Raw genomic sequence first — 25129 nt, 5'->3', positions numbered from 1 at the left:
ATTAACTCATTCACGGAAGACGCATAATCGAAGGTGCACCCTGAGGGTGGGCGGAGAAATGGCGCGAGGAGGAGGAATGCGCAGACGCGCGGCAATGCTCGGCGCCAACAGCGCCAGCAGCAGGCCCAGCCCGAACAGCACGGTTTCGAACATTACCGGCGGCGCGGCCAGCAATGATTTGGCGCTCAGTTCACAGGGCGTCGGCTGCGCTTCGGCAGCGTCGCTGGATTGAACGGCGGTAGCGGCCGGGATCCCCAGCGTTTGCTGCAGCGCATGCAGGCCCGCCATGCGCTGGGTCATGCACGTCAGCACCACCAGGCAAGCCAGGCATAAAAACCATTTTGCAATCCGCTGCCGTTTAACCATGCCATCCTCATGTTCAGATCTGGGGTTATCTTAGCGGCGCAGACGCGATTAGCAACGTTTTGTCGGTAAAGAAATGTCTGAGCGGCGGTATTGATGGCGGCGAATTACAGGTATCATAGAGGGTAAACCTGCGCTTTTCGCCGGGTACGATGACGATTCTCTCCTCCAGACACACTGCGGGGATACACAGCGAAGGACTGGTGATATGCAACCTTTGAGTGGGCCGGGCACCCCAATCGCCGGCGAGCGCCCCCCTTCCCCGGGCAAAACGGCGGCCACTGACGATCAACCCCTCTCTCCGGCGCAGCGCACAACGCTGGAAAAACTGATCGTGAAAATCATGACGCTCAGCCCGGTAAAATCGGCGGAGATCTGGGCGTCTCTGCGTCACGATCTCGGCGCCGACAAAGGCGGCGAACTGCTGGCGCGCCATTTTCAACCGGCGGAACAGCTGCTGCAAACGCGCCTGACGCAGGCGCAGCAAAACCATGCCGGGCGCCAACTGCTGCAACAGCTGGCCGAGTTGCTGCCGCAGGGCAATAATCGCCAGGCGGTCAGTGACTTTATTCGTCAACGGTTCGGCCATACGGTGTTGAGCCAGTTAAGCCCACCACAGCTGCAGCAGGTGCTGAATCTGTTGCAGACCGGCGGCCTGACCATTCCCCAACCGCAGCAAACCGCCACCAGCGATCGCCCGCTGCTGCCCGCAGAGCATCAAAGCCTGCAGCAGCAGGTCACCAAACTCAGCGCCGCGACCGGTGAAGCGCCGGCTAAAATTTGGCAAACGCTGTTCGATCTGGCGGGCGTGAAAACCAACGATCCGCTGCCGGCACGCCACTTCCAGCTGCTGAACCAGTTTTTACAGGTGAAGGTGGCGCTCAGCCCGCAGAACGCGCCAACGCTGAACAACCTGCTGGCGGCGCTCAAACAGCCGGCGGATGAGCAAGAACTGCAGCAGATGAACGACTATTGCCAGACGCGCTTCAACTGCGGCGCCAACGCGCCGCTGACGCATCCGCAAATGAGCGACGCCATTCATCAGCTGTTTGCCCGCCGCCTGGAGAAAGCCGGCCAGGCGCAGCCGATCGCCAGCCCTCCTGTCGAACCGCAGCCGCTGCTCAACCCGCTGATCGCCGCCCTGCCTCTGCCGCTGCAAAAAGCGCTGAGCAAGCCCGCCGTGGCGCTGATCCTGCTGCTGCTGGCGTTGGCCGTCGTGCTGGCGCTGGTGTTTTAACGCCTCAGGCGCAGCCGCAGTCCGCTGCGGCCGCCCGGGAGCGCAGTGACCCCGGCAGTTCGCCGATAGCCAACGGATGGCCGTCGCGCAGCCAGAAATCCAGCCCGCCAATCAACTCCTTCACCCTGAACCCCAACTTCGCCAGCTTGTAGGCGCCTTTGGTGGAACCGTTGCAGCCGATGCCGTCGCAGTAGGTCACATACACCTTTTGGCGATCCAGGTGCGCCGTGCCGGCTTCATCCATCAGGCGATGCGGCAAGCTGAGCGCGCCGGGGATATGCCCGGCGGCGTACAGCGCCTCCGCACGGGTGTCGATCACCACCATCCCGTCCACGCCATTGCGCAAATCTTCCGCCACGTCCCAGGCATCCGCATAGCGGCTCAGCTTGGCCGCCAGATAGGCCAGGCTCTCTTCCGGCGCTGCCGGCGGAAAGGCCAGCACCAAGGATTCTTTCGACATATCACTCACTCCCGTTTTTCAAGACAGATGACAATAGTGCCCGATTTTGGTCTTATGATTGATACCCATTTTTTACTCATGATAAGACCCATTATGCGGCACACGCTGATCACGCTGTTTCAGCAATCGCCCCAAGCCATCGGCACGCTGCGCGAACGTCTGTGTGCGGCATTGCGGCAGGCCATCCACCGCGGCGCATTGAGCGTCGGACAACGGCTGCCCTCCAGCCGAGTGCTGGCTGGGGATCTGAACCTCTCAAGGGTGACCGTCGAAGCCGCCTACGGCCAGTTGGAGGCGGAAGGGTATTTGCAGCGCCGCGTCGGCCAGGGCACATATGTGGCTATCCGCATCGCCAAATCGCCGCCGCCGGCGACCCGCACCGCCATGCCGCGCCTTTCGCGGCGCGGCCAACAGATCGTGCAAACCGGCGGCTGCCGCGATCCGCAGCACCCTCAGGCCTTCGCTGCCGGCTCGCCGGACCTGCGCGCGTTTCCGCTGGCCTTGTGGAAGCAGTTGACCGCGCAACGCTTGCGCCTGCAGGGAGAAAGCCTGCTGCGCTACGGCGATCCGCAAGGCTATCTGCCGCTGCGCGAAGCGATTGCCGCCCACGTCAACCAAACGCGCGGCGTAGTCTGCGATGCGAGCCAGGTTATCGTGCTGACCAGTTCGCAGCAGGCGCTGCAAATGATCGCCACCTTACTGTTGGACAGCGGTGAGGGTGTCTGGATGGAAGAGCCGGGTTACGCCGGGGCGAGAAACGCCTTTATCAGCGCCGGCGCCACGCTGACGCCGGTGGCGGTAGACGGCGACGGCCTGCGAGCAGAACCTTCCTTGCCCGATCCGCGTTTGATTTATCTGACGCCCTCGCACCAATACCCGACCGGCGCGGCGCTCAGCCTGGCGCGCCGCTTGGCGTTGCTGGCGCTGGCGGAGCGGCAACAGGCCTGGATCATCGAGGACGATTACGATAGCGAGTTTCACTACGACGGGCTGCCGATCCCGGCGATGCAAGGCCTGGATCGCCATGGCCGGGTGCTCTATCTCGGCACCTTCTCCAAATCGTTGTTCCCTTCGCTGCGGCTGGCGTACCTGATCGTGCCGCCCGCGCTGGTCGCTCCCTTCGTCACCGCGCGCACGGTCTATGACGGCCACAGCGCGCAATTGATGCAGGCAGTGACCGCCGAGTTCATCCGCCAGGGGCACTTCGCCGCGCATATTCGCTACATGCGCCAGCTCTATCACAGCCGGCGCGATGTGCTGCTGACGGAAGTGCGCGAAAAGCTGAGCCACTTCGCCACGGCCGCTCCCGCCGCCGGCGGCCTGCAGCTCAGCGTTTGGCTGCCGCCCGGCCGGGAGGCGGCACTCAGCCAACAGGCGCGGCGGCTCGGCGTCCTTACGCCCGGGTTAACGGCGCAATACCAAACGGTTCAGGCCCAGCGAGACGGATGGCTGCTGGGTTTTTCGGCCCTGACGCCGGGCGAGATCCGCAGCGCCGTCGAGCGGCTGGCTCGGATCGCCGCGGCTTAGCCCTGCCCCGAAGAGACACCGGCCGGTTTATTGCTCGGTCAGGCGCATCTCCGCCACCAGCGGCAGGTGATCGCTCACCGCCGGCCAGTGCACGCCGTTCCAATCGCCGCTGGCGTTCGGCACCGTCAGGCTGTCAAGATGCCAACGCTGCGCATTGCCGCTAAAGATGTAATCCACCTTGATTTCGGCGTTTTCCGCCGGCCAGCTGCGGCCGTCCTGCCCGTCCGGCATGATGTCGTTCCAATAGCGGCTCAGCTCCAGCCAGGTGACGCTGCCCGGCACGTCGTTCATGTCGCCGAACAGCAGTTTGATGCCGCGCACTTCGATGGTGCGATCGTTCAGCTCCCGCACCTGATCCAGACGCATCGTCGGATCTTCCTTGGTGTCGAGATGGGTGTTGAACAGGGTGATCGGCGTCGGGAACTCCGGCACATCGACCTTGGCGCTGAAGACGATGCGCTGCTCGCGCTGGCCGGACGGCAACGGATAGATCGCGGCGTCGTGCAGCGGATACTTCGAGAGAAACGCCAGGCCGTATTCACCGCCGTCGAAATCGATCGCCCGGCCGAACACCGCCTGCATGCCGGTCAGCTTCGCCAGTTCCGCCGCCTGATCGACCCGCCCGCTGCGAGCGGTGAGTTTATCCACCTCCTGCAGCGCCACCACGTCGAAGTTCATCGCGCGAATCGCCTTGGCGATGGCGGTCATGTCGCTGACCTTGCCGGCGGCGATATTGAAGCTGGCGACGCGGATCTTCGGCGCCTGCTCCAGTTCGTAGGTTTTGTTCTTCAGGCCGCCCAACGCGCTGGCCACTTCGCGGCTGTTGGCGTTGCTGTTGGCGTGCCCGGTATCGGCAGACGACCAGGCGCTGTGAGAGATGCCCAGGGACAGTAAGGTGATAAGCAGAGCGTGACCGGTGTGCATGAATTCTCCTTGAGGGACAGATAAGTGTTATGTGGGCGCTTCCTGGCCCACAGCTAACACCGATTTTGCCGCAGAAACCTGCGACTATTTCCTAGTTGCACCGCTATTTTTCGTTTCTGCGCGATGCTTCGCATTCTGGCGGTTTACGCATTGCACCGTTGGACAAACGGCTGATTTCGTTTTAAAACCGGTAGATTGCCAACCGCGAGGAGTTCCGATGACCAGCCCGATTGCCGAACAGCTTACCGAACGTTTCTTCCGCTATCTGGCGGTGACCAGCCAGAGCGACGCCGCCGCAACCGCCCTGCCCAGCACGCCGGGGCAGCATGAGATGGCGCAACTGTTGGCGGACGAGCTGCGCCGGCTCGGCCTGGCCGACGTGCAGATCGACGAGCACGCCACCGTGACCGCCCGCAAGCCCGGCACCCAACCCGGCGCGCCGCGCATCGGCTTCATCACGCATATCGACACCGTGGACGTCGGCCTGTCGCCCGAAATTCGCCCGCAGCGCCTGCGCTTCACCGGCGAGGATTTATGCCTGAATGCCGAGCAGGACATCTGGCTGCGTACCGCCGAGCATCCGGAGATCCTGCCCTACCGGAACGAAGAGATCCTGTTCAGCGACGGCACCAGCGTGCTGGGCGCCGACAATAAGGCGGCGGTCACCGTGGTGATGACGCTGCTGGCCAACCTGACCGCGGCCGATCGCCACGGCGATATCGTGGTGGCGTTCGTGCCGGACGAAGAAATCGGCCTGCGCGGCGCCAAGGCGCTGGATCTGCAGCGTTTCCCCGTCGATTTCGCCTACACCATCGACTGCTGCGAACTGGGTGAAGTGGTGTACGAGAATTTCAACGCGGCGGCGGCGGAGATCCGCATCGAGGGGGTGACCGCCCACCCGATGTCGGCGAAAAACGTATTAATCAACCCGATACGCATCGCCAACGACATCATTAACCGATTCGATGTGCAGGATACTCCGGAGCACACCGAAGGGCGCGAGGGCTATTTCTGGTTCACCGATCTGGCCGCCAACGCCAATCAGGCGACGCTGAAGGTGTCGATTCGCGACTTCGATCGCGCGGCGTTCGAGGCGCGCAAGGCCCGCCTTGAGGAAACGGTGCGCCAGGTGGCGGCCAACTATCCGCGGGCCAACGTCAGCTGCAGCGTCAGCGACATCTACAGCAACATCAGCAACGCCATCGGCGAGGACCGGCGCGCCATCGATCTGATCTTCGGCGCCCTCGCCGCCCACGGCATCCCGCCGAAGGTGATCCCGATGCGCGGCGGCACCGACGGCGCGGCGCTCTCCAGCCGCGGCATCCTGACGCCCAATTACTTCACCGGCGCGCATAACTTTCACTCGCGCTTCGAGTTTTTACCCGTCAGCGCCTTCGTGAAATCCTATCAGGTAACCCGCAGCATTTGCCTGCTGGCCGCGCGGCAAAGCGGCCAACCGGCTTAGCTCATCACCCAGCCGAGCAACGCGGCCCATACCAACAGCGGCAGCGAATAATAGTGGAAGCGCAACCAGATCTTGCGCTCCCCCGCCATGCGCAGCGCAATCAGGTTGGCGAGCGATCCGATCGCCAACCCGAAGCCGCCGGCGTTGACCGCATAGGCCAGCTGAGCGCTGGAGGGCACATAGTTGAGCAACAGTATGGTGGCCGGCACGTTGCTGACGATCTGCGATAGCCCGACGCCCAACGCATACACGCTCCCCTCGCTCAGCCCGGCGATGGCGGCGAACGCCGGCTGAAGCGGCGGCAAACGGGTAAACAGGCCGACATCGATGAACATGGCGGCGAACACGAAAATCAGACTCCAGTCGATCTGCAACAGCACTCGGCGCGCCAGCAGCAAGAAACCGACGAACACCGCCAGCAGCCCGTACAACGGCAGATCGAAATCGAGACACAGCAGGAAAACCGCATACAGCCCGACACAGCTCAGCAACAGCGGCCGCTGGTAGGGATACCCCTCGGTATTCGGCGTTTTCACGATGTCGCGCGCCGGGAAGCTGAACCAAGTCAGCACCAGCAGGCTCAACATCATTGCGACGCCAAACGGCGCCATCTGGCCGATGAAACCGAGGAAAGAGAGGCCGGAGCGGCTCCACAGCAGGATATTTTGCGGGTTGCCGATCGGCGTCAGCAACGAACCGGCGTTCACCGCCAGCGCCTGGAAGATGATCAAGCGGCCAACGGGCAGCGCCGACAGCTTTTTCAGCGTGATGGTGAGCGGAATGACGATAAACAGCGCCACATCGTTGGTAAGAAACGACGACAGCAGCGCGGCGGAAAACACCAGGAACAGCGCCAGCCGCCGTTCGCTGTGCAAGCGGTTGATAATCTTGCGGCCGACAAAATCGAAGTAGCCGCTGACCTCCACCCCTTTGGTCAGCAGCATCAGCCCCAACAGGGTGATGAGGGTACGGCCGTCGATGAAACCACCCAGCGCCGACAGCGGTTGCGGATGAAAAGCGAACATCGCCACGCCGGCCAGCAGCAATGCATGCAAGAAGCGATCTTTGACAAAGGGGTGGATAAGCCGAGAAATGGCGGTTGAACTCATAGCGGCAGTGTGAACCTCACCGAAAAGAATGGGCAGACGTTAGCTCAGACGCGGCTTCAGCGCCAGCAAAATGCTATTTTACCTTTATTCGCTTTTCATTTGCCGCGCTTTACTTTATTTGTAGCGGCTTTCACGGTTTCAAAGGACATGTTATGGCTTCCCTGCTCGCCAAAGGGGCGTTGCTCAGCGCCTTATGCGCCCTGCTCGCCGCCTGCGACGATCCCGCCTCTCGCCCGCAAATCGATATCGACGGCAAGACCATGGGCACCTTCTACAGCGTTAAGGTCAGCGGTGACGTCGCGATCGGCAAACAAGAGCTGCAGCGGCAGATCGACACGGTGCTCGAACGGGCCAACGACGATATCTCTACCTACCGCGCCGATTCGGTGCTATCGCGGTTTAACCGCAGCGCCAGCCTCGAGCCGCAGCCTATCCCGCGCGGCATGGCGGATATCGTATTGATGGCCCAACGCATCGGCCGCGATACCGGCGGCGCCATGGACATCACCGTCGGCCCACTGGTGAACCTGTGGGGATTTGGCCCAGACAAGCATCCGGTCAAGGTGCCGGAACAGGCGCAGATCGACGCGGCGAAGCAGAACATCGGCCTGCAGCACCTGAAGCTGATCAGCGACAGTCGCGGGGAGTGGCTGCAAAAAGATCTGCCGGGCATGTATGTCGATCTCTCGACGCTGGGCGAAGGCTATGGCGCCGATGAGCTGGTGCGCCTGATGAACCGTCACGGCATTACCAACTACCTGGTGTCGGTAGGCGGCGCGGTCTCTTCGCGCGGCGTCAACGGCCAGGGCAAACCCTGGCGGGTGGCGATCCAAAAGCCGACTGACCGTGAAAACGCAGTGCAGGCGCTGGTGGATCTGCACGGTTACGGCATCAGCACCGCCGGCAGCTACCGCAACTACTTCGAACAAAACGGCCAGCGTTACTCCCATGTCATCGATCCGACCACCGGCAGGCCGATCAGCCACCGGCTGGTTTCCGCCACGGTGATCGCCCCGACCGCGCTCGAGGCCGACGGCTGGGATACCGGCTTGATGGTGCTGGGCCCGGAGAAAGCGTTGCAGCTTGCAGAAGAGAAAGGGCTGGCGGTCTACCTGATCAGCAAAACCGACGACGGTTTCAGCGCCGTGATGACGCCGCAGTTCAAAGCATTTTTAGTGCAGTGAGATAAAAAAGCCCGGCGCGCAATGGCCGGGCTTATTCCTGTTCCGCGCCGATCACTTGGTCAGCGCGATGATACCGAGGGTCAGACCGGCAACCGCCGCCGCGCCGCCGGCGATCGCGCCCGCGGTTTCCCAGTTATCCTGAGTGGTGCCCTTCATACAGGTGTTGGTGTGCACCAGACGCCCCTGGTCATCGTAGACCGGCACGCAGGGAGAATCGGTGGCGCATCCGGCCAATACGGCCGACAGTAACCCAACCGCAATTAACTTTTTCATACTTCTTGCCTCAATGTTCGATCACTTTAGAAAGCTACGCCGAGCGATAATCACGCTACCTGGCTATTGTATGCCCAACGCGTGTAATGGCGAGGTAATGATGTGTCAGGGGATGTGATTTGGGAAAACTCCGAGCGCCCGGCCGGTGGGCTTCGGGCAGTAAAAAGCCCGCGAAAACGCGGGCTTGTTAGCGGAATGACGCGCCGGCGGAATTATTTCGCCAGTTTGCGCATCACCAGCGTGGCGTTGGTGCCACCGAAGCCGAAGCTGTTGGACATCACGGTGGTCAGCTCGCGCTGGGTCGGCTGAGTCACGATGTTCATGCCGACCGCCTGTTCATCCAGGGTTTCGATGTTGATGCTCGGCGCGATAAAGCCGTGCTCCAGCATCAGCAGGCTGTAGATCGCTTCCTGCACGCCCGCGGCGCCCAGCGAGTGGCCGGTCATCGCCTTGGTGGAGGAGATGGCCGGGGTATTGTCGCCGAACACTTCACGAATGGCGCCCAGCTCTTTCACGTCGCCTACTGGCGTAGAGGTGCCGTGCACGTTGATGTAATCGATCGGCGCATCCAGATCCTGCATCGCCATCTTCATGCAGCGCACTGCGCCTTCGCCCGAAGGGGCAACCATGTCGGCGCCGTCGGAAGTCGCGCCGTAGCCGACGATTTCCGCATAGATGTGCGCGCCGCGCGCCAGCGCGTGCTCCAGCTCTTCAACCACCACCATGCCGCCGCCGCCGGCGATGACGAAACCGTCACGATCGGCGTCATAGGTGCGGGACGCTTTTTCCGGCGTGTCGTTGTACTTGGTGGACAGCGCGCCCATCGCGTCGAACTCGCAGGCCATTTCCCAGCACAGCTCTTCGCCGCCGCCGGCGAACACGATGTCCTGTTTGCCCAGCTGGATTTGCTCAACCGCGTTGCCGATGCAGTGCGCGGAGGTCGCACAAGCGGAGCTGATGGAGTAGTTCACGCCGTGGATTTTGAACGGCGTTGCCAGGCAGGCGGAAACGCCGGAAGCCATGGCCTTGGTCACCACGTACGGGCCAACCGCTTTCAGACCGCGCGGGCTGCGCATCGCATCGGCGCCAAACACCTGGAAGCGCGGAGAACCGCCGCCAGAACCGGCGATCAGGCCTACGCGCGGGTTGTTTTGATACTCTTCTTCCTTCAGGCCGGAAGACGCGATCGCTTCTTGCATCGCCAGGAAGGCATAGATGGAAGCGTCGCTCATGAAACGCACCGCCTTGCGGTCGATCAGGCCGGTAGTGTCGAGCTTAACTTGCCCCCATACGTGACTACGCATGCCGGAATCTTTCAGCTCCTGGGAGAAAGTGATCCCAGAACGTCCTTCCTGCAGGCTTGCCAGGACCTCCTGCTGGTTATTACCAATGCTGGAGACAACTCCCAGGCCAGTAATCACTGCACGTTTCATTCAATACCTCTTCCACTATTTACCTACGGGATTTTGCATCGCACTTTAGCGTACAGATGTAAGCCGAACAAGTCCGATCAGCGTTTTTCAGCTTTATTGTTGTCCAGTTTGCGCCGGGGCGCCAGCGCCGTTAGAATTCGCGGCATCCCTTGAATTTCGAGCCATTGACCGTGAACCACGCCCCCATCCAAACCGCAACGCTAACCTGGAACGAACAGGGTACACCTGTTTCGAAACAGTTTGATGACGTCTATTTTTCCAATCAGGATGGGCTGGAAGAAACCCGCTACGTCTTCCTGCACGGCAATCGGCTGCCGCAACGTTTCGCCGCCCATCCGCGCTCGCTGTTTGTCGTGGCGGAAACCGGGTTCGGCACCGGACTCAATTTCCTCACGCTGTGGCAGGCCTTCGCCGGCTTTCGCCAGGCCGAGCCGGACGCAACGCTGCAGCGCCTGCACTTTATCAGCTTCGAAAAATTCCCCCTGCAGCAGGCTGACCTGGCGGCGGCGCATGCGCGCTGGCCGGAGTTGGCGCCTTATGCCGACGAGCTGCGCGCCCAGTGGCCGCTGCCGTTGCCGGGTTGCCATCGCCTGCTGTTAGCCGAAGGCCGCATTACGCTCGATCTGTGGTTCGGCGACGTCAACGATCTGCTGCCGCAGTTTGACGCCAGCATGAATAACCAGGTGGATGCCTGGTTCCTCGACGGTTTCGCGCCGGCAAAAAACCCCGACATGTGGACCGATCAACTGTTCGCCTCCATGGCGCGTTTCGCCCGGCCGGGAGGCAGCTTCGCCACCTTTACCGCCGCCGGCTTCGTGCGCCGCGGCTTGCAACAGGCCGGTTTTCAGGTCAACCGCTGCAAAGGCTTCGGCCAAAAGCGTGAGATGCTCGCCGGCGAGCTCCCGGCCGATGCGCAGCCCGCCGCACATCCGGCGCCCTGGTATCGACGCCCGGCGGCGGACAACACCGCCGACATCGCCCTGATCGGCGGCGGCGTCGCCAGCGCGCTCACCGCGCTGGCCTTGCTGCGCCGCGGCGCCACCGTCAAGCTGTACTGCGCCGATGAGCAGGCGGCCGAGGGCGCATCCGGCAACCGCCAGGGTGCGATTTATCCTTTGCTCAACGGCAGCGGCGACGCGCTGGAGAGCTTTTTCAGCGCTGCGTTTCCCTTCGCCCGCCGCCAGTACGATGCCCTGTTGCAACAAGGCGTCGCCTTTGATCACCAGTGGTGCGGCGTCAGCCAGTTGGCCTATGACGAAAAGAGCGGCGCCAAGATCGCCAATATGCTGCAAACCGACTGGCCGCAGGCCTTGGCGATGGCGGCCGACCGCGAGACGCTCAGCGAACGGTGCGGCGTCGATACCGGCTTTGGCGGCATCACCTACCCGCTAGGCGGCTGGCTTTGCCCGGCCGAACTGACGCGCGGCGCTATCGCGCTGGCGCAGCGTCAGGGCTTGGTCTGCCACTACCGGCACGATGCGCAGGCGCTGACCCAGGAAGAAAACGGCTGGCGCATCGATTTCGCCAACGGCGACAGCCGGCGCCATGCCACGGTGATCCTGGCCAACGGCCATCGGTTGGCCGAGCTGGCGCCGACGGAAGCTCTGCCGCTGTATTCGGTACGCGGGCAGGTGTCGCATATCCCAAGCTCGCCGGCCCTCGGTCAATTGAAACAGGTATTGTGTTACGACGGCTACCTGACGCCGGTCAACGCCAACAACGGCCACCACTGCATCGGCGCCAGCTACCAACGCGGCGACACCGCCACCGACTACCGCGAGCAGGAGCAACAGGAGAACCGCGAGCGCCTGCTGCGCTGCCTGCCTGAGCAGGCCTGGCCGCAGCAGGTGGACGTCAGCGCGCATCAGGCGCGCTGCGGCGTGCGCAGCGCCACTCGCGATCATCTGCCGATGGTCGGCGCGCTGCCGGACTATCAGGCCACCCTGGCGCAGTATCGGGACTTGCAGCGGCAGAACCAGCGCGGCGAAACCGTCGCCGATGCGCCGGTCTATCCCGGTCTGTTCGCTATCGGCGGGTTAGGCTCGCGCGGCTTGTGTTCGGCGCCGTTGGCGGCGGAAATTTTGGCGGCGCAGCTGTTCGGCGAGCCGTTGCCGGGCGATGCACGCCTGCTGGCGGCGTTGAATCCGAATCGGATGTGGGTGCGGAAATTGCTGAAAGGACGTGCGGTTTAATCAACCTTGAGGGGCGCGGCGACGCGCCCCGGCATGACGATCAGGCGGCAGGGGTTGCAGCCTGATAGAGGTTTTCCCACATGCCGCGCACCAGGATCTGATCCGGCGGCGAGAGTTCCCCGGCGGCGATCGCTTTGTGCAGGCTATCCTCCACCCGCGCTTTCAGCGCTTCGGCGGTGTGTTCTCCCTGCTCTTCCGCCTCGGCCACCGCCAGCGTCAGATGACCGCGCAGGTAGCCACCGGCAAACAGTTCATCATCGCTGGCGTGCTCTACCATGTCATCAATCAGCGCCAAAATGCGCGCTTCAAATTCTGCGATCATCAAATTTCCTCATTAAATAACGGGCTGTGGCGTCAGTTGAGATCTTCCGGATACGGAAAGTGCTCGGCCGCCAACGGTGGCGTATTGTAGAACGATTGCAACGCCTGAATAAAGCGCGCAGGCCTTGTGGGTATTCCCTGCTCCAGCAGCGCCAATACCCGGGCGCGCACCTTGCGTTGAAACGCGATGCGATCCGGCTCGCAGTCGCCGTTCAGGTTGTCGCAGCTGACGTTGAACGGGAAACCGGCCGCCACGCAGAACATCCATTCCAGCGCCTGCGGTTTGACCTCTACCGCTTCAAATTCGCTCTGGGTCTGCGCGTCCCGCCCATCCGGGCAATACCAATAACCGAAGTCCACCAATTGACGGCGCGCGTCACCGGCGATGCACCAGTGCGAAATTTCGTGCAGGCCGCTGGCGTAGAAGCCGTGGGCAAACACGATGCGGTGATACGGCAGTTCATCGTCGGCCGGCAGGTAGATCGGTTCGTCGTCGCCCTTCACCAGGCGGGTGTTGTAGTCATCGCTGAAGCAGCGATTGAAGATCTCGATCAACTGCTCATAGTGATGGCGGGTCTGCGTGTCTGACATAAAAAAACTCTATAACCACAAAAATAAAGAGGCCATTATACCCGATAACCGGCGGGGGGATACGGGCGCATAAACGGCGCCCATTTTCATCGTCAACCGTGCGCGAAGGCCGTCAACCACTGCTGAATCTCTGCGCCGTGATTGTCGTAAAGCAGCTTGAGACTCATCACCAGCGAGACGATCACGATCATCGGCCGAATCAATTTCTGGCCGCGGGTCAGCACCATGTGTGCGCCCAGACGCGCCCCCAGCACCTGCCCCACCAGCATCACCAGACCGATGCTCCACACCACCTTGCCGCCGATGATGAACAGCGCCAACCCGCCGACGTTGGAGGTAAAGTTCAGCACTTTGGCGTGCGCCGTGGACTTGGCGAGGTTGAAACCGCACAGCGTTACGTAGGCCAGCGCGTAGAATGAGCCGGCGCCGGGGCCGAAGAAACCGTCGTAAAACCCGACGCAACCGCCGGCCACCAGCCCGAACGGCAAGGCGCCGAGGCGGCGTTGACGATCTTCCTCACCCAGTCGCGGCATCAACAAGAAATAGAGACCGATGCCGATCACCAGCAGCGGCAGCATCTGCCGCAGCAAATCGGCGCGCATATGCTGCACCAGAATCGCGCCGGCGATCGAGCCGGTCAGCGTCAGAAAAATCGTCAGCTTCTGGTCGTTGAGGTTCACCGCTCGCCGACGAATGAAGTACAGACTGGCGGAGAAGGAGCCGCCGACCGACTGCAGCTTATTGGTCGCCAGCGCCTGCGCCGGAGGAACCCCCACTGCCAGCAAGGCCGGCACCGTCAGTAATCCGCCGCCGCCGGCGATGGAGTCGATAAACCCCGCCAGCAGCGCTACCGCAAACAACACCCCGAGCATCTCGGGGCCAATGACGAACCAGTCCATGTGTTATTCCGCTGAGAAATGGTGATCCAGCAATGCCTGACAGGTCGGCGGTAACGGCGGCGGCACGGGTTTGCCCGGCTTCGCGTTCGGCTGATGCGGTACGAACCAGCTCGCCAGTTCGGCACCGCAGCCATCGCCCGGCGGCGGCGTATCCTGCTCCTGGCACTCCAGGCTGCCGGCCGGACAACGCAGACGCACGTGCATGTGCGCACGGTGGCCGAACCACGGCCGCACCTTGTGCAGCCAGGCGCGATCGGCGCCGGCGTCCAGGCACAGACGCTGCTTGATCGCCGGGTTGACAAAGATGCGCGTCACGTCCGCATCCTGCGCCGCCAGTTTGATCAGCGACTCAATCTGCGGTTGCCATTGGCTCGCCACCACCTGTTTGCCGTCGCCCGACACCAGGTCGATCGGCTGCGGTTTGAGCAATTGCTGCGCGCTCCAGCGTTGGCGCGGCAGCTGCAGCCAGATGTCGACATCGAGCCCAGACTGATGGCTGGCGTGGCCGCTGCTGAAGCGCCCGCCGGCCGGCATCGCCATGTCGCCGATCAGCACCGTGCCCAGCGCTTTCTGGTTCGCTTTGCTGCTGAGGCGCTGTATGAACGCCAGCAGATCCGGATGGCCGAAATAGCGGCGCTGGTCGGTACGCATCACCTGATAATCCGGTGAATTCAGCGGCAACGGCTGCGCGCCGATGATGCAGCCGTTGGCGAAACCGCCCACCGCCTGCGGCGCGCCGGCCACCGGATGGTCGATTTTCTGCCACGGCGTCAGCGCCATGGCGGAAGCGGAGGCCGTCAGGGCCACCAGGCCCAACATCCAGTTTTTCATGGCGATTACCAGCGAGGCACGTCGGAAACCACATCACCGTTTTGCGCACGCTGGCGCAACAGGTGATCCATCAACACGATCGCCATCATCGCTTCGGCGATCGGTACGGCGCGGATACCCACGCACGGATCGTGGCGACCGCGCGTCACCATTTCCACCGCTTCCCCATGGCGATTGATGGTGCGGCCCGGCACCATGATGCTGGAGGTTGGCTTCAGCGCCAGATGCGCGATCACCGGTTGGCCGCTGCTGATGCCGCCGAGAATGCCGCCGGCATGGTTGCTCTGGAAGCCTTCCGGGGTGATTTCATCGCGGTTTTCGCTGCCGCGTTTGGTCACCACGGCGAACCCGTCGCCGATCTCCACGCCTTTCACCGCGTTGATGCTCATCAACGCGTGCGCCAGATCGGCATCGAGGCGGTCAAACACCGGCTCGCCCAGGCCAACCGGCACGTTTTCCGCAATCACGCTGACCTTGGCGCCGATGGAGTCGCCCTCTTTTTTCAGCGCGCGCATCAGTTCGTCCAGCGCTTCCAGCTTGTCCGGATCCGGGCAGAAGAACGGGTTCTGTTCGACCTGATCCCAGTCTTTCAGCTCGCAGGTCACGTCGCCGATCTGCGCCAGATAGCCGCGCACCTGCACGCCGAATTTCTGCTGCAGGTATTTCTTGGCGATAGCGCCCGCCGCGACGCGCATGGCGGTTTCACGCGCCGAAGAGCGGCCGCCGCCGCGATAGTCGCGCAGACCGTATTTCTGTTCGTAGGTGTAGTCGGCATGTCCTGGACGGAACACGTCTTTGATGGCGCTGTAATCTTGCGAGCGCTGATCGGTGTTCTCAATGATCAGACCGATGCTGGTGCCGGTGGTCACGCCTTCGAATACGCCGGAGAGAATGCGCACCTGATCCGGTTCGCGGCGCTGGGTGGTGTAACGCGAGGTGCCCGGACGACGGCGGTCCAGATCGTGTTGCAAATCGGCTTCGGTGAGCGGGATGCCGGGCGGCACGCCGTCGACGATACAACCCAGCGCCACCCCGTGAGATTCACCGAAGGTGGTGACGCGGAAAATCTGCCCAATACTGTTTCCTGCCATCACGGCTCCTTACCGTTAGTCTTTTATCGTTATGAGGCCCGCCATGCGGGCCTTGGAAATGCGGCTTAGCTGCGATAGAGGCTGAAGTGATCCTTGCAATCCACCAGCTGCTGTTTGGTCAGCATGAACACGCCGTCGCCGCCGTTTTCGAATTCCAGCCAGGTGAACGGGATGTCCGGATATTGTTCCATCAGATGTACCATGCTGTTGCCCACTTCACAAATCAGCACGCCGTCGTCGGTCAGGTAGTCCGGCGCGCAGGCCAGGATGCGGCGCACCAGCTTCAGGCCGTCGCTGCCCGCCGCCAGCCCCAGTTCCGGCTCAAAGCGGAACTCCTGCGGCAGATCCGACATGTCTTCCGCATCGACGTACGGCGGGTTGGTGACGATCAGATCGTACTGGATCGCGGGAACGTCGCGGAACAGATCGGAACGGATCGGGATCACCTGGTGCTCGACGCCGTGCGCCTGAATATTGCGCTCGGTCACCGCCAGCACGTCGCTGGAGATGTCCACCGCGTCCACTTCCGCTTCCGGGAAAGCGTAGCCACAGGCGATGGCGATGCAGCCGCTGCCGGTGCACATGTCGAGAATATGGCGCGGCGGGTGCGGGATCAGCGCGCTGAAACGATCGTTGATCAACTCGCCGATCGGCGAGCGCGGCACCAGCACGCGTTCGTCGACGTAGAATTCCATGCCGCAGAACCAGGCCTTGTTGGTCAGGTAGGCGACCGGGATACGCTCGTTGACGCGGCGGATCACGCGCTCAACGATGCGATGGCGCTCGCTGGAAGTCAGACGAGCGGTATGCATGTCCTCCGGAATGTCCAACGGCAGAAACAGGCTTGGCAGCACCAATTGCACCGCTTCGTCCCACGGATTGTCGGTTCCGTGACCATAATAGATATTGGCGGCGTTGAAACGGCTTACCGTCCAGCGCAGCATATCTTGAATGGTGTGCAGTTCGTTCACTGCTTCGTCGACGAAAATTTTGTCCAATTTGCCCTCCGGCAGGCGCTGTGTTTCATGATTTAGCCGCATAGTTTGCCATGAAGCCCGCGACAAATCACGCGCGCCCCTCGCGCTTTTCACTCTGGCCCGAGTTTTGCGTCGACAGCGCTCATTCACAAGGTAAACTAGCGAAATAAACGATTTCCGGTGAATGAAGCATGAAGAACAAGCCCCCTCTGAGCAAAGACGAACAACAGCTCTTCAGAGAGTCGGTGGCGGGCGCAAAAAAGCTGCGCCAGGACACCATCGTCCACCGCCCGCCGAAGCTCAAGGTGAAACAGGTTGCGCCGCAGCGGCTGCTGCAGGAGCAGGTCGATGCCAGCTATTATTTTTCAGATGAATATCAGCCGCAGCTGGAAGAGGAAGGCCCGACGCGCTACGTGCGCCTCGGCAGCAGCCCGTATGAGCTGAAGAAGCTGCGACGCGGCGATTATTCGCCGGAGCTGTTTCTTGATTTGCACGGCCTGACTCAGCTGCAGGCCAAGCAGGAATTGGGGGCGCTGATCGCCGCCTGCAAACGCGAGCATGTGCACTGCGCCTGCGTGATGCACGGGCACGGCAAACACATTCTCAAACAGCAAACGCCGCTGTGGCTGGCGCAGCATCCCGACGTGCTGGCGTTCCATCAGGCGCCGAAGGAATGGGGCGGCAACGCCGCCGTTCTGCTGTTGGTGGAGCTGGCAGAATAGCCTCCCGCAGAAACGACTCAGGGCGATGTCAGACATCGCCCTGAGTTTATTCCGCACCGCATCCGCGGCTCACACTTTGGCCATCACCTGCGACGGGCTGACCTGCCATTCAAATTTGCCGTAGCTGCCGTCCGCCGGCAGATCGACGTTGGCGATCGCCGAGGTCGCGAACATCGGCGGGCACTCGCCCGGACACAGTTCCGCCACCAGATACCCCACCAGCGGCAGGTGCGACACGATCAGCACCGAGCTCACCCCTTGCATCGCCAGCGCCTGAAGATAGCTGCCGACCTGTTCGGCGTTCCCGCCCGGCGTCAGCTCGGGCAGCACTTCTTCGCCCTCCGGCAGCGTCAAGGCTTCACGCACCGTCGCCAGCGTCTGTTCGGCCCGCAGATAGGGGCTGACCAGCACGCGTTCGATATCCACAGACTTGGTGTTCAACCAGGCCGCCATCTGACGGGACTCGTCGCGGCCGCACAGGGTAAGGGGCCTTACCGCATCGCTGGCTGCCTCGAGCGCCGCCTCTCCGTGACGCATAATCAAAACTTGCATATTGCACCGCTGTTGTTGACAAAGTAACGCTATACAGAAACGCCGTGCGTGCTGTACCGCCGAGTTTTACAACCCCAAAGCCAAAGCTTTAAAACGATAACGCGCCGTCTCTTTATGGCGGCCGGGCATTTTGCCTGAAAGTTTGCGTAAAGAAAATGCTGTTTTTTACAGCAATCCTCCCCGGGCAAACCTCGATTGCTCATAGAACAATCAATTCAACGGGTTAAATTTTAACCTTTTCGCCATGAAAATTATTGATGGCGCTCAAGCTAACTTACCGCTGCCGCAGCCTTGCTGTACAGCCTCACGGGCTGACGCTGTCGCAAGGAGTGATGGCGATCACAACGCGGCCCTGTTGCAACTATAGTGCAAATCGGGCCGCCCTGCGTTCAACTCCCCAGCGGGTAAAAACGTTCGCCCTGCTGCGCCATGCGCTGCAGGCGTTCGCAGGGCGCGAAGTGCTCGCCGTGCTGCTGACGCAGGTAGTCCAGCGTCTTCACCACTTTCTCGGCGCCGAGTTCATCCATATAGCGGAACGGGCCGCCAAGGAACGGCGGGAAACCGATGCCGAACACCGCACCGATGTCACCGTCGCGCGCGCTGCGGATCACGCCTTCATCCAGGCAGCGCGCCGCTTCGTTCAGCATCATCATCACGCAGCGCTGGGCAATGGTCGCCGGCAGCATGTGCGCCTTCGGCGTGACGCCGAGCAACGTATACAATGAGGTGTCCGCGCGCTTACGCCGCTGGCGCTGCTGCCCCTCGCTCGGGTAAAGATAGAAGCCGCGGCCGTTCTTGCGCCCTTTACGCCCGTCCTTCAGCACCGCATCGAACGCGGCAGGCGCGGCGAAGCGCGGCCCCAGCGCCTCAACCAGCACCGGAATGATCTTGGTGCCGACGTCGATGCCCACTTCGTCCAACAGGGTGATAGGGCCGACCGGGAAGCCGAAGTCCACCAGTGCTTTGTCCAGCGATTCAATGGGCTCGCCTTCCAGCAGGCAGCGCGCCGCTTCGTTGATGTACGGCGCCAGGATGCGGTTGACATAAAAACCGGCGCTGTCGCCCACCACGATGGCGGTCTTGCCCTGCTTGTGCGCCAGCGCCACGGTGGTGGCGATGGTTTGTTCGCTGGTGCCAGCGTGCGGGATCACTTCCACCAGCGGCATTTTGTCCACCGGGCTGAAGTAGTGCAGACCGATCACCTGCTGCGGCCGCTGGGCCTGTTCGGCGATTTGACCGATAGGCAGCGAGGAGGTATTGGAGGCGAACACGGTATGCGGCGCGCAGTTCGCTTCAATCTCGGCCACCATTTTCTGCTTCAGCGCCAGATCCTCAAACACCGCCTCGACCACGATATCCACCTGCTCGAAGCCGGTGTAATCGGTAGAGCCGGAGATCAACATCATCTGCTTTTGCCGCTCCGCCGGGCGCATGCGCTTGCTGCGCACCCGCTTGCCGAGCACGTCCCAACTGTATTTCAGCGCATGATTGATGCCGGTTTCATTGATGTCTTTGATGCGAACCGGCAAACCGCCGCGGGTGGCGGTGACGCAGGCGATGCCGCCCCCCATCAGGCCGCCGCCGAGAATGCCGACGCGATGCAAGGCGCGCGGCTGAGCATCGCCGCCCCGCTCTTTTTTCAGCGCGGTGGAAGCGAAGAACAGGCTGCGCAACGCCGCCGATTGCGGCGTCATCGCCAGCTCGCCAAAGGCGCGCGCTTCGGCTTCATAGCCGCTGGCGCTGCCGTGATCCAGCCCGGTGCGCACCACCTGAATAATGCGCTCCGCCGCCGGGTAGTTGCCGTGCGTTTTCGCCAACGTTTTCTTGCGCACGATGCTGAACAGCAGATTTCTGCCCAGCGGGCCGTTGAGCAGACGATCCTGCCACGGCAGCTCGCGCTGATGCTTCCAGCCCTGCTTCACCCGCTCGATGGCGGTCTGCAGCAAAATCGATTGCGGCACGGCGTCGTCCACCAGCCCCATGCGCAGCGCCTGGCGGGCGCGAATGTGCTTGCCGGTCAGGATCATGTCCAGCGCCTTGGCGGCGCCTACCAGGCGCGGCAGGCGCTGAGTGCCGCCGGAGCCCGGCAGCAAGCCCAGCTGCACTTCCGGCAGACCGAGCGCGGTTTTGTCATCCAGCGAACAGACGCGGCCGTGGCAGGCCAGCGCCAATTCCAGCCCGCCGCCCAGGCAGGCGCCGTGGATGGCCGCCACCACCGGCACCGGGAAGGCGGCGATCTGCGCCAGCGTGCTCTGCCCTTTCTTGGCCAGCGTTTCCGCCTCTTTGGCGCTGGTGCAGGCGGCGATCATGGTGATATCGGCGCCGGCGATAAACGAGTCCGGCTTGCCGGAAACGATCACCAGCCCTTCCAGCGCAGTATGCTGCTGCGCGCGGATCAGCACGTCGTTAACCTGTTCGACGAACTCGGCCTTGAGCGTATTGACCTTGTCGCCCGGCACGTCGATGGTGATCACCCCGATGTTGTCGGGGCGGATCGTCAGTTGAAAGGCCGACGGTTTGGCGCGCTGCTCGTGCAATGCGTTTTCGACGCTCATCATTCCACCTCCACGATCATCGCGGCCCCTAACCCGCCGGCGGCGCAGGCGGTGGTCAGGCCCAGCCCGCCGCCGCGGCGTTTCAGCTCACGCAGCGTCTGGGTAATCATGCGCGCGCCGGTGGCGGCGAACGGGTGACCATAGGCGATAGAACCGCCCAATACGTTGAATTTGTCCATGTCCACTTCGCCGATTGCCTGGCTGCGGCCAAGCTTCTCGCGGGCGAACGCTTCGCTGGCGAACATCTTCAGGTTGGCCAGCGTTTGCGCGGCGAAGGCTTCATGCATGTCGATGAGCGTCAGATCGGCCAGGCCGATGCCGGCGCGATCCAGCGCCAGCGGCGTGGCGTAGGAGGGCCCCAGCAGCATGTCTTCCCACACATCGATGGCAGCGAAGGCGAAACTGCGCAGATAGCCGAGCGGCTGCAGCCCCAACTCTTTGGCGCGCGATTCGCTCATCATCAGTACCGCCGCCGCGCCGTCGGTCAACGGCGTGCTGTTGGCCGCAGTGACGCTGCCGTGCTTGCGATCGAACGCCGGTTTCAGCTTGGCGTAGGAAGCCAGGCTGGAGTCTTTGCGGATATTGTTGTCTTCAGAAAGCTGAGCGCGGTAAGGCGGCACGTAGGCGGTCATCACCTCGTCGCGCAGCCACCCCTCCCGCCAGGCTTTGGCCGCCAGCTCGTGGGAACGATGCGCCAGCGCATCTTGCGCTTCACGGGTGATGCCGTGGCTTTTCGCCATCTGTTCGGCGGTATCGCCCATGCGCAGGCCGGTGGAATACTCCGCCACCGCCGGCGGCACCGGCATCAGATCGCGGAATTTCAGCCGGCTGAACAATTTGAGGCGCTGCGACAGCGTGCGCGCCTTGTTGACGTCCACCAACGTGCGCGCCAGCGCCTTGCTGACGCCGATCGGCAAGACGGAAGAAGAGTCCGCCCCGCCGGCGATGCCGACGCTGATGCTGCCGGCCATGATGCTCTCCGCCACGTTGGCGATCGCCTGGAAGCTGGTGGCGCAGGCGCGCGACACGCTGTAGGCGTCGGTATGGACGCTCATGCCGGTGCCAAGCACGATCTCACGCGCGATGTTCGGCGCCTCGGGCATTTGCACCACCTGGCCGAACACCAGTTGTTCGATCAGTTGCGGCTCGATACCGCTGCGCGCCAACAGCTCGCTCACCGCCGTTTTCCCTAAATCCACCGCCGGAATGCCGTGATAGGCGGTCGCCTGTTTGGCAAAGGGGGTACGCAGTCCATTCACAATCGCAATGCGGTCACCATGACGGGTCACCAACGGCAGTGCCTTACTCATAAATGCTCCTGAAGAAAATAACGTCAGCGCAATGGGCAGAAAGAGGTCTGACCTGATGAGGTCATTGTTAACCAAACGGTTACATTTGGCAAACCGGCAGAGATCAAAACTGCGAGCAGGCGCACTTTCTATCGGGAACGAGGCGGGGAAGGAAATCCCCGGCGCGCAGCAGGCGGCGCCGGGGGTAAAGCGGGGATTAACGCAGGCCGAGCTGGAAGATCAGGGTTTCCGCCTGGCAGGCGAAGGTAAAATCGGCTTCCAATTGTACGCCGCCGTCAACCGGTTTAATGCTACTGCTGATGTCACAGGGGTCGGATTCGACCGCGCGCGCCTTTTCGCTCAGCGCCGCCAGCATCGCCTCCGCATCTTGTTGATTGCTGAACACCTGGCTGTAGGATGCGGTGCAATCGGTGTTATCCATCACGGTGCCGACATCCACGCAGCAACACGCGGCGGTTTCCTGGGCGCTGCATTTATTAATTGCATCTGACATGGTTGGTTCTCCTCAAGGGCCTCTGTTATCAGCCCAAATTGCCGTTTTATTCACCGGCGCAAAGCCACAAAATTCTGTGGGTATTTTACGCTCCCAAGCCGGCAATCACTAGCACTTACTTTTACTGGGTGTTTTAAGTGATGGAAATCACAAATAAAAAGGAGCGCCTGCTAAGAAATGGTAAGAATTTTGTTATTTACCACTGTCTTTTTGTTAAGCAGATCTCTTTTTTGATATCAGAGTGGAAATATCTCAAAAACAAACTTGCAACATTTTCACAGGTCAGACCTATACTTCAGCCACTGGTCTGATTTGTCTGAACGATAACGGACCCTACAATCCCGCGCTCCTTGTTACTTCGTGTAACAATAGTTTAAATAATAAACACATAATGAGGTTTTGGTCATGAGCCAGAAAAACCTATTGACTAAATCAGCTCTCGCAGCTGCAGTGGCAATTATTTCTTCAAACGTGTCTGCCGCAGGATTCCAGCTGAATGAGTTCTCATCAGCTGGTTTAGGACGTTCGTATTCTGGCGAAGGCGCCATGGCGGATACGGCGGCCTCCGCAAGCCGCAACCCGGCGTTGCTGATGATGTATACCCGCCCGGAACTCTCTTTCGGCGCAGTCTTCATCGATCCGGACGTAGATATTTCCGGTACCTCACCTTCCCGCGCCAGCCTGGATGCGAAAAACATCGCGCCGACCGCCTGGGTGCCGAACCTGCATTATGTTCACCCGATTAACGATCAATTCGCCGTAGGCGGCTCGGTCACCAGCAACTTTGGTTTGGCGACCGAATACAACAACGGTTATGCGGCGGGCTCCATGGGCGGCAAAACCGATCTGGAAACCCTGAACCTGAACCTGAGCGGCGCTTATCGCCTGAACAAGAACTTCAGCTTCGGTCTGGGTTTTGACGCCGTCTACGCCAAGGCTAAACTCGAGCGTTACGCCGGCGATCTGCCAAAATTGATCGCCGGATCGGGCCAGTTACCGCCACAGTTGGCCGGCCCGGTTTCGCAGATCCCGGCAGATACCCAGATTTCGCACCTGAAAGGCGACGAATGGGGCTTCGGCTGGAACGCCGGTATTCTCTACGAAGTGGATGAAAACAACCGTTACGGCTTCACCTATCGCTCAGAAGTGAAAATCGACTTCGACGGCGATTACAAGAGCAGCCTGCCTTCAGCCTTCAACCCGTTGCTGGCCTCTAAAGGTCTGCCGTGGGGCACCAACGGCACCACCATCCCGGGTTCTCTGAGCCTGCACCTGCCTGAAATGTGGGAGCTGTCCGGTTACAACAAAGTGGCGCCGCAGTGGGCCGTTCACTACAGCCTGGCCTACACCAGCTGGAGCCAGTTCCAGGAGTTGAGAGCCACCGGCAACAACGGCCAGACGCTGTTCCAGAAGCATGAAGGCTTCAAAGACGCTTACCGCATCGCGCTGGGCACCACCTACTTCTACGACGATAACTGGACCTTCCGTACCGGTATCGCCTTCGATGACAGCCCGGTGCCTGCCCAAAACCGTTCGATCTCCATTCCGGATCAGGACCGTTTCTGGCTGAGTGCCGGTACCACCTATGCGTTCAACAAAGACGCCTCGGTTGACGTCGGCGTGTCCTACATGCACGGCCAGAAAGTCACCATCAATGAAGGTCCTTACACCTTCACCTCCGAAGGCAAGGCCTGGCTGTACGGCGCCAACTTCAACTACCGCTTCTAATCTCGCCTGAGATGGATGCCAAAGCGCCCCGCGGGGCGCTTTTTCTTTGCCTGTCGCTCGCCGCGGGCGTAAAAAAACCCGCCAGACGGCGGGTTTTCATGGGCATAAGGCCGGCGGTTACTGCGAGTCGATTTCGTCCAGATCGCCCTGAATCGCCTTGGCGTTCGGGTTCTCTTCCGGCTTGAGCGAACCGCCGTTGGCGATGAAGTCGTGGCGCTGGAAGTAAGCTTCACGCACCATGACATAAGGATCGGAGGAGTTGCGCAGCAGGCCGTCGGAATCCAGCAGTTGAGCGCGAGTTTCGATCCCCTCGACCACCCATTTGCCCGCCGACATCCAGAAAGTCAGGTAGCTCAGCATCGGATACAGCGTATCCGCAAAGTCGCCGCCGTCTTCACGCAGGGTAAAGCTGCCGTAGCCTGGCAGCATCACGTACGGACCGTAGCCCACATCGTAATGCCCCAACGTGCTGCCGAAACGGTTCGGCTCTTCGCGCGCCAGTTTCGGGTTGGCCATGCCGGCCACGTCGATCAGGCCGCCCATCCCGAGCAGGGTGTTCAGGAAGAAACGGTTGAAGTGGATCATCCCGCGGTAAGGATCGCCCTTCAGGAAGGCGTTGACCATGCTGGCCGGCTCTTCCAGGTTAGAGGTGAAGTTGCTGATGCCGTTACGCGCCGGCATCGGCACGTAGTCACGCCAGGCCACCGCGACCGGACGCAGGATATAAGGATCCAGGACGTTGTAGTTGAAGTCGAACATCGTCCGGTTAAATCCTTCCAGAGGATCGGAACGCCCTTGCGGCTCATTGTCTGGCGCGCTGGCACAGCCCACCAGTAATGCCGCTGCGAATGCCACCCCAGTCAGGCGAAAGTTCATATTTTTCTCCATAAAA

Annotated in this window: 24 protein-coding genes; 7 read left to right on the top strand and 17 right to left on the bottom strand. The window is 61.6% G+C overall.

Annotated features, from left to right (window positions below; all coding sequences use genetic code 11):
- Positions 1 to 6: 6 nt before the first annotated feature.
- Complete coding sequence (locus IMX17_RS00720; RefSeq protein ID WP_046896297.1) at positions 7 to 366, bottom strand: hypothetical protein; 360 nt, start codon at positions 364 to 366, stop codon at positions 7 to 9.
- Positions 367 to 571: 205 nt separating this feature from the next.
- Between IMX17_RS00720 and flk the strand changes: the two genes are divergently transcribed.
- Positions 572 to 1600, top strand: a complete 1029-nt coding sequence (flk, locus tag IMX17_RS00715; protein WP_046896296.1) for a flagella biosynthesis regulator Flk — start codon at positions 572 to 574, stop codon at positions 1598 to 1600.
- 4 nt (positions 1601 to 1604) lie between these two features.
- Here the strand turns inward: flk and IMX17_RS00710 are convergent, their stop codons facing one another.
- Positions 1605 to 2060 (bottom strand): rhodanese-like domain-containing protein, encoded by a 456-nt coding sequence (locus IMX17_RS00710; protein WP_033643902.1) that lies wholly within the window; start codon positions 2058 to 2060, stop codon positions 1605 to 1607.
- A 93-nt stretch (positions 2061 to 2153) separates the two neighbouring features.
- Here IMX17_RS00710 and IMX17_RS00705 point away from each other — a divergent pair, with 93 nt between their 5' ends.
- The gene (locus tag IMX17_RS00705; RefSeq protein WP_193549227.1) at positions 2154 to 3587 is read left to right on the top strand and encodes a PLP-dependent aminotransferase family protein; all 1434 of its coding nucleotides are present in this window, start codon (positions 2154 to 2156) and stop codon (positions 3585 to 3587) included.
- Between the two features lie 27 nt (positions 3588 to 3614).
- On the opposite strand, the gene IMX17_RS00700 is transcribed toward IMX17_RS00705, so the two are convergent.
- Positions 3615 to 4511: an endonuclease/exonuclease/phosphatase family protein gene (locus IMX17_RS00700; protein ID WP_193549226.1), complete on the bottom strand. Its 897-nt coding sequence runs from the start codon at positions 4509 to 4511 to the stop codon at positions 3615 to 3617.
- 217 nt (positions 4512 to 4728) lie between these two features.
- On the opposite strand from IMX17_RS00700, the gene pepT reads away from it, so the two are divergent.
- Positions 4729 to 5976, top strand: a complete 1248-nt coding sequence (gene pepT, locus IMX17_RS00695; RefSeq protein WP_042785118.1) for a peptidase T — start codon at positions 4729 to 4731, stop codon at positions 5974 to 5976.
- On the opposite strand, the gene IMX17_RS00690 is transcribed toward pepT, so the two are convergent.
- The gene (locus IMX17_RS00690; RefSeq protein ID WP_046896292.1) at positions 5973 to 7085 is read right to left on the bottom strand and encodes an SLC13 family permease; all 1113 of its coding nucleotides are present in this window, start codon (positions 7083 to 7085) and stop codon (positions 5973 to 5975) included. The two genes, pepT and IMX17_RS00690, sit on opposite strands and share 4 nt — an antisense overlap.
- A gap of 152 nt (positions 7086 to 7237) precedes the next feature.
- On the opposite strand from IMX17_RS00690, the gene apbE reads away from it, so the two are divergent.
- Entirely contained in the window at positions 7238 to 8269 is a 1032-nt protein-coding gene (gene apbE / locus IMX17_RS00685; RefSeq protein ID WP_046896291.1) for an FAD:protein FMN transferase ApbE, read from the top strand.
- A gap of 51 nt (positions 8270 to 8320) precedes the next feature.
- Here the strand turns inward: apbE and IMX17_RS00680 are convergent, their stop codons facing one another.
- Positions 8321 to 8542 (bottom strand): hypothetical protein, encoded by a 222-nt coding sequence (locus IMX17_RS00680; protein WP_004936201.1) that lies wholly within the window; start codon positions 8540 to 8542, stop codon positions 8321 to 8323.
- Positions 8543 to 8754: 212 nt separating this feature from the next.
- Entirely contained in the window at positions 8755 to 9975 is a 1221-nt protein-coding gene (gene fabB, locus IMX17_RS00675; RefSeq protein WP_004936203.1) for a beta-ketoacyl-ACP synthase I, read from the bottom strand.
- A 170-nt stretch (positions 9976 to 10145) separates the two neighbouring features.
- On the opposite strand from fabB, the gene mnmC reads away from it, so the two are divergent.
- Entirely contained in the window at positions 10146 to 12167 is a 2022-nt protein-coding gene (gene mnmC / locus IMX17_RS00670) for a bifunctional tRNA (5-methylaminomethyl-2-thiouridine)(34)-methyltransferase MnmD/FAD-dependent 5-carboxymethylaminomethyl-2-thiouridine(34) oxidoreductase MnmC (RefSeq protein ID WP_193549225.1), read from the top strand.
- Between the two features lie 40 nt (positions 12168 to 12207).
- Here the strand turns inward: mnmC and IMX17_RS00665 are convergent, their stop codons facing one another.
- From IMX17_RS00665 to prmB, 6 genes are all read right to left on the bottom strand, one after another.
- Positions 12208 to 12489, bottom strand: a complete 282-nt coding sequence (locus IMX17_RS00665; RefSeq protein ID WP_182264098.1) for a YfcL family protein — start codon at positions 12487 to 12489, stop codon at positions 12208 to 12210.
- Between the two features lie 32 nt (positions 12490 to 12521).
- Positions 12522 to 13079 carry an elongation factor P hydroxylase gene (locus IMX17_RS00660; RefSeq protein ID WP_046896290.1) on the bottom strand — a complete coding sequence of 186 codons (558 nt, stop codon included), beginning with the start codon at positions 13077 to 13079 and terminating at the stop codon, positions 12522 to 12524.
- A gap of 92 nt (positions 13080 to 13171) precedes the next feature.
- Positions 13172 to 13978, bottom strand: a complete 807-nt coding sequence (locus IMX17_RS00655) for a sulfite exporter TauE/SafE family protein (protein WP_182264097.1) — start codon at positions 13976 to 13978, stop codon at positions 13172 to 13174.
- Positions 13979 to 13981: 3 nt separating this feature from the next.
- On the bottom strand, positions 13982 to 14809 hold the full coding sequence (mepA, locus tag IMX17_RS00650) for a penicillin-insensitive murein endopeptidase (RefSeq protein ID WP_025303719.1): 828 nt from the start codon (positions 14807 to 14809) through the stop codon (positions 13982 to 13984).
- Positions 14810 to 14814: 5 nt separating this feature from the next.
- Positions 14815 to 15900: a chorismate synthase gene (aroC, locus tag IMX17_RS00645; RefSeq protein WP_033643909.1), complete on the bottom strand. Its 1086-nt coding sequence runs from the start codon at positions 15898 to 15900 to the stop codon at positions 14815 to 14817.
- Between the two features lie 65 nt (positions 15901 to 15965).
- Entirely contained in the window at positions 15966 to 16898 is a 933-nt protein-coding gene (gene prmB / locus IMX17_RS00640; protein WP_004936224.1) for a 50S ribosomal protein L3 N(5)-glutamine methyltransferase, read from the bottom strand.
- Between the two features lie 170 nt (positions 16899 to 17068).
- Between prmB and smrB the strand changes: the two genes are divergently transcribed.
- Positions 17069 to 17599, top strand: coding sequence for an endonuclease SmrB (smrB, locus tag IMX17_RS00635; protein ID WP_193549224.1), 531 nt, complete (start codon positions 17069 to 17071; stop codon positions 17597 to 17599).
- Between the two features lie 69 nt (positions 17600 to 17668).
- Here the strand turns inward: smrB and sixA are convergent, their stop codons facing one another.
- The 4 genes from sixA to IMX17_RS00615 all read right to left on the bottom strand — a co-directional run bounded on the left by sixA (position 17669) and on the right by IMX17_RS00615 (position 22509).
- Positions 17669 to 18151, bottom strand: a complete 483-nt coding sequence (sixA, locus tag IMX17_RS00630) for a phosphohistidine phosphatase SixA (RefSeq protein ID WP_004936230.1) — start codon at positions 18149 to 18151, stop codon at positions 17669 to 17671.
- A 389-nt stretch (positions 18152 to 18540) separates the two neighbouring features.
- A complete protein-coding gene (gene fadJ, locus IMX17_RS00625; protein WP_182265079.1) occupies positions 18541 to 20706 on the bottom strand; it encodes a fatty acid oxidation complex subunit alpha FadJ in 2166 nt (721 codons plus the stop codon).
- Positions 20706 to 22016: an acetyl-CoA C-acyltransferase FadI gene (gene fadI / locus IMX17_RS00620; RefSeq protein ID WP_046896287.1), complete on the bottom strand. Its 1311-nt coding sequence runs from the start codon at positions 22014 to 22016 to the stop codon at positions 20706 to 20708. The genes fadJ and fadI overlap by 1 nt, the downstream gene beginning before the upstream one ends.
- Before the next feature lie 196 nt (positions 22017 to 22212).
- Positions 22213 to 22509 (bottom strand): YfcZ/YiiS family protein, encoded by a 297-nt coding sequence (locus IMX17_RS00615; RefSeq protein WP_072145088.1) that lies wholly within the window; start codon positions 22507 to 22509, stop codon positions 22213 to 22215.
- A 405-nt stretch (positions 22510 to 22914) separates the two neighbouring features.
- Here IMX17_RS00615 and fadL point away from each other — a divergent pair, with 405 nt between their 5' ends.
- Positions 22915 to 24237 (top strand): long-chain fatty acid transporter FadL, encoded by a 1323-nt coding sequence (fadL, locus tag IMX17_RS00610; RefSeq protein WP_182264096.1) that lies wholly within the window; start codon positions 22915 to 22917, stop codon positions 24235 to 24237.
- A gap of 117 nt (positions 24238 to 24354) precedes the next feature.
- Here the strand turns inward: fadL and mlaA are convergent, their stop codons facing one another.
- A complete protein-coding gene (gene mlaA, locus IMX17_RS00605) occupies positions 24355 to 25113 on the bottom strand; it encodes a phospholipid-binding lipoprotein MlaA (protein WP_033643913.1) in 759 nt (252 codons plus the stop codon).
- Between the last annotated feature and the right edge of the window lie 16 nt (positions 25114 to 25129).

This window comes from Serratia sp. X3 (genome assembly GCF_014982455.1).
GTDB lineage: Bacteria > Pseudomonadota > Gammaproteobacteria > Enterobacterales > Enterobacteriaceae > Serratia > Serratia ureilytica.
The sequence above is the reverse complement of the archived record's forward strand: the minus strand, read 5'-3'. Positions and strand labels throughout refer to the sequence as shown.